The organism is Kitasatospora sp. A2-31 (assembly GCF_022288725.1).
GTDB lineage: Bacteria > Actinomycetota > Actinomycetes > Streptomycetales > Streptomycetaceae > Kitasatospora.
In genome coordinates, this window is record NZ_JAKNTA010000062.1 from 1 (window position 1) to 6,432 (window position 6,432).

At 75.8% G+C, this 6,432-nt stretch carries 7 protein-coding genes; all 7 read right to left on the reverse strand.

Annotated features, from left to right (window positions below; all coding sequences use genetic code 11):
- On the reverse strand, positions 1–1,179 hold a 1,179-nt coding region (locus tag MCM47_RS44370), incomplete at its 3' end, for a cytochrome P450 (protein ID WP_238951665.1).
- The gene (locus MCM47_RS44375) at positions 1,176–1,823 is read right to left on the reverse strand and encodes an ATP/GTP-binding protein (RefSeq protein ID WP_238951666.1); all 648 of its coding nucleotides are present in this window, start codon (positions 1,821–1,823) and stop codon (positions 1,176–1,178) included. The genes MCM47_RS44375 and MCM47_RS44370, both read right to left, overlap by 4 nt.
- Positions 1,801–2,163 (reverse strand): DUF742 domain-containing protein, encoded by a 363-nt coding sequence (locus tag MCM47_RS44380; RefSeq protein ID WP_238863058.1) that lies wholly within the window; start codon positions 2,161–2,163, stop codon positions 1,801–1,803. Before MCM47_RS44380 ends, MCM47_RS44375 begins: the two co-directional genes overlap by 23 nt.
- Entirely contained in the window at positions 2,160–2,591 is a 432-nt protein-coding gene (locus tag MCM47_RS44385) for a roadblock/LC7 domain-containing protein (RefSeq protein ID WP_238863057.1), read from the reverse strand. The genes MCM47_RS44380 and MCM47_RS44385 overlap by 4 nt, the downstream gene beginning before the upstream one ends.
- On the reverse strand, positions 2,588–4,612 hold the full coding sequence (locus MCM47_RS44390; RefSeq protein ID WP_238863825.1) for an ATP-binding protein: 2,025 nt from the start codon (positions 4,610–4,612) through the stop codon (positions 2,588–2,590). Before MCM47_RS44390 ends, MCM47_RS44385 begins: the two co-directional genes overlap by 4 nt.
- A gap of 125 nt (positions 4,613–4,737) precedes the next feature.
- Entirely contained in the window at positions 4,738–5,772 is a 1,035-nt protein-coding gene (locus MCM47_RS44395) for an MBL fold metallo-hydrolase (protein WP_238863055.1), read from the reverse strand.
- A 252-nt stretch (positions 5,773–6,024) separates the two neighbouring features.
- Positions 6,025–6,432 (reverse strand): hypothetical protein (locus MCM47_RS44400; protein WP_238863054.1); only part of this gene is annotated, 408 nt, incomplete at its 5' end.

Consider the following 6,432-nt stretch of genomic DNA (forward strand, 5'->3'; position numbering starts at 1 on the left):
GGCCAGTTCCAGGTCGCTCAGCCGGCTGGTGAGCTGCTCGATCGCGGTGATCGCGATCAGCAGCGCGGGGTCGCGGGCCGGGCAGGCGTGCGGGCCTGCCGCCCAGGCCAGGTGCGCGGACTCGCCGCTGCGCAGCCCGCTGCCCTCCGCGGGCGGCGCGGCCTGGGAGTTGGCGGCCGCGTAGGAGACCAGCACCAGCGAGCCGGCCGCGATCTCCCGGCCGTGGAAGGTGATGTCGTACCGCGGGTAGTGCGCCGAGAGGTTGGCCATCGGCGGCTCGTGCCAGAGCACCTCGTCGATCGCCTGGTAGGCGGTCATCGCGCCGCCGATCAGCGAGCCGGCGTAGCGGGCGTCGGTGAGCAGGCGCAGCAGGGCGTTGCCGATCAGGTTGGTGGTCGGCTCGTGCCCGGCGATCATCGTGAGGGTGATCTGCCGGATCACCTCGTCGTTGTCCAGCCCCGCGGGGTGGGTGACGAACCACGAGGTCAGGTCGTGCCGGGGGCGCTCGCGCCGCTCGGCGACCATGTCGGTGACCACCGCGACGAGGTCCCCGTAGGCGGCCACGGCCTTCTCGGTGGACTCGATCATCCCGGCGATGCCGGCCACCAGCCGTGCGCTGTGCTCCTCGGGCACGCCGAACCAGGTGGTGAGGACGGACACCGGCAGCTGCCGGGCGTACTCGGCGATCAGGTCGGCGGTGCCGACCGCCTCGAAGGCGCCGATCAGGCGGTGGGCGACCTCGGCCACCCGGCGCTGGAGCAGGTGCGGTTCGAGCAGGGCGAGCCCGTCGGTGATCACCCGGCGGTAGCGGGCGTGCACCTCGCCGTCGCTGAACAGGGCGGTGGGGCGGTAGCCGAGCATCGGCAGCAGCGGGGAGGTCGGCGGGACGGTCTGCTGCCAGGCCCGGGAGTCCTTCGAGAAGGTGTCGGTGTCGCGCAGCAGGTCCAGGGCCGCCTGGTAGTCGGTGACCAGCAGGGCCTCGACGCCGGGGGCGATCTCCACCGGGGCGACGGCGCCGTGCCGGCGCAGCCGGTCGTAGACGAGCTGCGGGTCGGCGGCGAACGCCGGGCCGTAGATCGGGGTCGGCCGCTCGGCCGTCGCGGGGGCGGCGGAGCCCGGGGCCGGGGCGTCGGTGGCGCCCGGGGCCGGGGCGTCGGTGGCGGTGCGGGTGTCGGTCACGGCCCCTCCGGGGCGGGATCGGGGGCTGGGGGCAGGCCGTGCAGGACGTGCTCGGCGAGCGCGATCAGCGCGTCGAGGCTGGAACGGCGCTCACGGGCGTCGCAGAGCACCAGCGGAGTGGCGGGGTGCAGGTCCAGGTGGGCCCGGAGCACGTCGACGGAGTGCACCGGCGCGTCGGGGAAGCCGTTGACGGCCACCGCGTAGGGCAGGCCCTGCTCCTCGACCATGTCCATGATCTCGAAGGAGTCCGCCAGCCGGCGGGTGTCGGCCAGCACCAGCGCGCCCACGGCGCCCCGGGCGATGTCCCGCCAGAGCGGGAAGAACCGGCGCTGTCCGGGTGTGCCGAACAGGTACAGCACCACCTGACCGGGCAGGGTGAGACGGCCGAAGTCGACCGCGACCGTGGTGGTGCGCTTGCCGGGCAGCAGCGCGGCGTCGTCTACGGGCGCCCCGGTCTCGGTCATCGCCTCCTCGGTGTGGAGGGTCGCGATCTCCGACAGGGTGCGGATCAGCGTCGTCTTGCCGACGCCGAACGGGCCGGCGACGACCAGCTTCATCAGGGTCTGGTCCCGGTCGGGCAGGTAGCCCACGCGGCTCGCCCGACCGGTGCGGTCGGCCGGGCTACCGGAGTGCGCGGAGTCCAACGAGGAGCCTCTCGACGATGGTGCGGTCGGTCTGCTGGGCACGGGGGATCGGGGCGCGGGCGCGCAGGCAGCCCGCCTCGACCAGATCGGCCGCGAGGAAGACGGTGGCACTGACCGGGAGCCGCAGGTGCGCGGCGGCCTCCACCACGGTCAGTGCGCCGGGCCTCAGCAGCTCCCACAGCCGCTGGTGCTCGGCCTCCAGCTCCGGCGACTCCGGCGACGGCGCGGTGCCCGTCGCGCACAGCACGGTGAGCCGCTCGAAACCGGCGGTGCCCGGCCGGGACCGGCCGCCGGTGGCCAGGTAGGCGGGGACCATCCGCCTGCGGGGGACGGCGGTCATGACCGCGCTGTCGCGTCCTGCCGCCTGGCCGGGCTCGCCAGGGCACGGCCGAGAGCGGCCACCTGGACCTGCATCTGGTACGCCACGTTGCCGAGCTGGGCCTCCGGGGTGGTGAACACCGCCAGCGAGGTGTTCTCGCCGGCCGGCACGACGATGGCGAAGCCCAGGTCGGACTCGACCACGGTCTGGGCCAGCCGCGGCTGTTCGACGTCGGTGAACGAGGTGGTGAACGCCCGGGAGGCGGCGTGCAGGGTGGCCGTCATCGCGGCGACCCGCTCGGCGGAGGCGCGGCCGAGGCCGTCGGAGGCGCCCTCGACCAGACCGTCACCGGTGGCGATGACCGCGTGCAGGACGCCCGGCAGCTCCAGCAGCGGGGTCAGCACCCACGAGATCTCGTCGGTGGCGGTGGGGCTGGTGGTGCTGCTCACTGCTCGGCTCCTTCGGGGGACGGGGCGGGACGGTGGCCGGTCCGGCCCGTACGGGCGGCGGCGGGGCCGGTGTGGTCGGCCCCGCCGCCGTCGGGGTCGCCGTGGTCGGCGGCCCGGGCGTCGGTGCTGGTCCTCGCAGTGAGGGGCTGCGTGGTGGTCGGTGCGGGGGCGGTGCCGGCCACGGGGGCCGGGTCGGTCGCGGGGGCGGTGCCGGCCACGGGAGCCGGGTCGGCAGCGGGGAGGGGGTCGGTCGCGGGGACGACCGTCGGGACGGGGGCCGGGTCGGCCACGGGGAGGGCAGCGGGGACGGGGTCGGCAGTGGCCCCACCGAGGGCTGCCGCCTCGTCGGCGGCTGCGGCCGCGGCGACGGCGGCCCGGCCGGAGCCGGTGCCCTGTTGCAGCGCCTGCCAGCGGGCGGCCGCCTGCTCGGGCGTCCGCGCGTCCGCCTCCGCCGGGTCGTCGGCCGCCGGAACCCGCGGCACAGACCCCGTCGCCGAGTCCGCCGCGGCCGCGCCGTCGGCGGGCTGCGGACGGTGGGCGAGCGGCTGCCGCCGGCGCCGGCTGGGCAGTCCGCTGCCGTCGTCCGCCACGGCGTGCACCGGCGGCACGACGTGCATGGCCGGCGCCTGCTCCCGGTCCGGCACCTCCTGCCCGCCGGGCTCGTCCGACCGGCCCCGCCGCGCGGGCAGCGCCTGCACGGTGGGGGCCGGGCCGGAGCCGGCCCGCAGCGGAAGCGGGGTGAGCACCGAGAGCGGCTGCGCACCGTCGACCACGGTCAGCAGCGCGGCCGGGATCCGCACGATGGTCCGCATGCCGCCGTACGGCGAGGGCTCGATGTGGCAGGCGAAGCCGTACTGCCGGGCGAGCTTGCCGACCACCGCGAAGCCGGTCTTCGGAGGGTTGCCCAGCTCGGTCAGCAGCACCTCGGACGGGCCGGCCAACAGGCGGCGGGCCCGGCCCAGCTGGTCCTCCTCCATCCCGATCCCGCTGTCGTCGACGATCACCAGCGCCCCGCGGCCGCCCTGCTGGACGGTGACCGGCACGTCCGTCTCCGGGTGCGAGTACGAGGTGGCGTTGGCGAGCAGCTCGGCGATGGTGATGGCGAGCGGCTCGGCGGCGCGGGCCACCACGGCCAGCCGGTTCTCCCGCAGGTGGTTGGCCACCTTGACGCGGGCGTAGCCGGGCACCCGGGAGAGCGCGCCGACCACCACCTCGGCCAGCGGCGAGTCGGTCCGGGCCAGGCCCGGCCAGGCCTCGCAGAGCACGGCGATGGTCTGGATCCGGCGCAGCGCGACCTCGTTGCGGAAGTCGACCTCCAGCAGCCGCGGATCGTCGTTGTCGTTCTGGAGCTGCTGGACGAGGCTCTGGATCTGGTAGAGCAGGGTCTGGATCTTGGAGGTGGCACCGCGCATCGCGGCCCGGGCGGCGGCGTCGACCCGCTCGCGCTCCTCGGTCACCGCGGCGGCCGAGGCGTCCAGCACGGCCTGCAGCAGCCGGACCGCCTCCGGGCCGACCGCCTCGGCGTCCAGCGGCCCGGCGGCGGGGGCGTTGGGGTGGCTGAGCCGCAGCGCGGCGGTGGCCACCCGTTCCTCGGCCAGGTGGCCGATCTCGGCCAGCAGCGCCGCGGTGCGCTCCTCGGCGGCCGCGCGCAGGCGCACGGCCTCGGCGGTGCGGTCCTCGGCGGCGCGGGCGTGCAGTTCGGCCTCGGCGGCCCGGTGCTCCGCCGCCGCGGTGCGCTGGTCCGCCTCGCGGACCCGGCCCTCGGCGGCCAGCGCACGGGTCTCGGCCCGCTTGGTCTCCTCGGTGACCCGGCGGGTGACCGCCTGCGCGTCGCGGAGCTGTTGCTCGCCCCGGGCCAGCCGGGCGTCGGCGGCGCGGGCGCGTTCCTCGCCGTGGGCGGCGGCCGTCTCGGCCGCGCCGGCACGGGCGAGGGCACGGGACCGTCCGCGGGCGAGGAGACCGGCCGCCGCGAGCGCGGCGACCGCCGTCACGGCCAGGGCGAGCAGCGCGATCTGCGTCATCGAAGTCCTCGGAGGTCCTCGGTCGAAGGGGCTGGAGGTGGAGCGGGGCCGCACCGGTGGCGCGGGGCGGGCCTTCGGGCGACTGCCCGGCCGGTCGGGCCGCGGCCCGACCGGCCGCAGCCCGATCAGGCAGGGGTGGCGGCGGCGTGCGCGGAACGCGGTCCCGCGGTGGCGCCGGTCTGTCCCGCCGACGCCTCGATCTCGCGGGCCACCAGCGCCACCTGGGTCATCGCCTCCAGCACGTTCGGCGCGGCGCTGCCGTCCAGGTGCCGGTACTCGGCGGACACGGTGAGCACCAGCCGCTCGGGCAGGCCCAGTTCGGGGTAGCGCTGCTCGGCGATGATCCGTCGGGCGGCGTCCAGCGCGGGCGTGCCCTCGGCGTGGAGTGCGTGCGCGCGCTCGCGGACGTGGGCGAGGTAGGCGATGTGCGCCTGGACGCCGGAGCGGTCGAGCACCGGGCCGTGGCCGGGGACGAAGATCTCCGCGCCGGTGGCCAGGGCCTGCTCGCAGGCGCCGATGATGTTCTCCAGCGGGCCGGACCAGTGCGAGGGGTGGTCACCGGGCTGCTCGGGCGTCGAGCCGAAGACCACGTCACCGGTGAACACGGTGCGCTGGTACGGCAGGTGGACCATCAGGTCGCCGCCGGTGTGCGCGGCGGGCAGACCGGTGATCTGCACGGGGTACTCCCCCACCCGCAGTTCCAGCTCGCCGCGGAAGACGGTCTGCGGGTGCACCGGCTCGGTCTGCGACCAGTCGAACTGTCCGAAATGCCGTTGCAGGTAGCCGCCGAGCGGAGAGTCGGGGTCACCGCCGGCGACCAGCGCGTGCTGCTGCTTCGGGGCCGGCTCGTAGTGGATGTGCTCCAGCGCCTCATGAGTGGCGATCACCTCGGCGTCGGGGAGCACGCCGGCGCCCCACAGGTGGTCGCCGTTGGCGTGGGTGACGACCACGCGGTCGACGTCGACGCCCTCGGGCAGCCGCTTGCGGCTCTCGGCGAGGAACTCCGCGGCGAGGGAGGGGTCGTAGGGGGTGTCGATCCAGAGCGCGGTCCTCGGCGAGGCCAGCAGACCGCAGTTGGCCAGCCCCCAGCCCCGCTTCGGCGGAAGCCACACGTACAGGTCTTCGGCGATCGCGCTCACGTTCGCGCGGCTGGTCGTCATGGGCGCGATTATGCCGATGATGTGACTGTGGTGAGGCGGAACCCCTGCGATTCCAGCCACTTCCCGCCCCGAACTCGCCCGACCCGTCCGGATTGTCCGTATCACGGTCCGGACCATTCTGCCCCATCGGCCGGGGCCGCGCGGTGGACGCCGGGGCCCGGTGGACGCCGTGCCCGGTGGCCCGGTGGACGCGAACGCCGGGGCCCGGTGGACGCCGTGCCCGGTGGCCCGGTGGACGCGGTGGCCCGGCCCTCACACCACCGGCAGCACCCGGCAGACCTCGACGGTCACGTCCACGGTGTCCAGGCCGATCACCCGGCCCTCGACCGCGGCGAATCCTTTCTCCCCCGACCGGAACAGTGCCGCCAGCGGCGACTTCCGGGTCGCCGCCGCCAGCGCCTCCACCGCCATCGCCGAGCCGAAGGCGAAGACCCCGCAGAGCACGACGCAGGGCGCGTGCCGGGGCGTCCGGGTCACGAAGACGAAGCCGTGGTCACGGATCAGCTCGTCGGCCGCGTTGTACTGCGCCTCGAAGGTCATCCCGCCCCACCGGGCCCGCGCCGCCTCCGGGTAGTCCATACGGAAGTCCGGGAAGGCGGCGCCGAGGACGCCCGCCGAGTACGTGTTGACGCTCGGCCCGCCGATCGAGAACGTCGGCAT

Excerpts from the sequence above, each read along its gene's own strand:
- MCM47_RS44380 (WP_238863058.1), bottom strand. The coding sequence starts at position 2,163 with ATGACCGCCGTCCCCCGCAGGCGGATGGTCCCCGCCTACCTGGCCACC.
- MCM47_RS44390 (WP_238863825.1), bottom strand. The coding sequence starts at position 4,612 with ATGACGCAGATCGCGCTGCTCGCCCTGGCCGTGACGGCGGTCGCCGCG.
- MCM47_RS44395 (WP_238863055.1), bottom strand. The coding sequence starts at position 5,772 with ATGACGACCAGCCGCGCGAACGTGAGCGCGATCGCCGAAGACCTGTAC.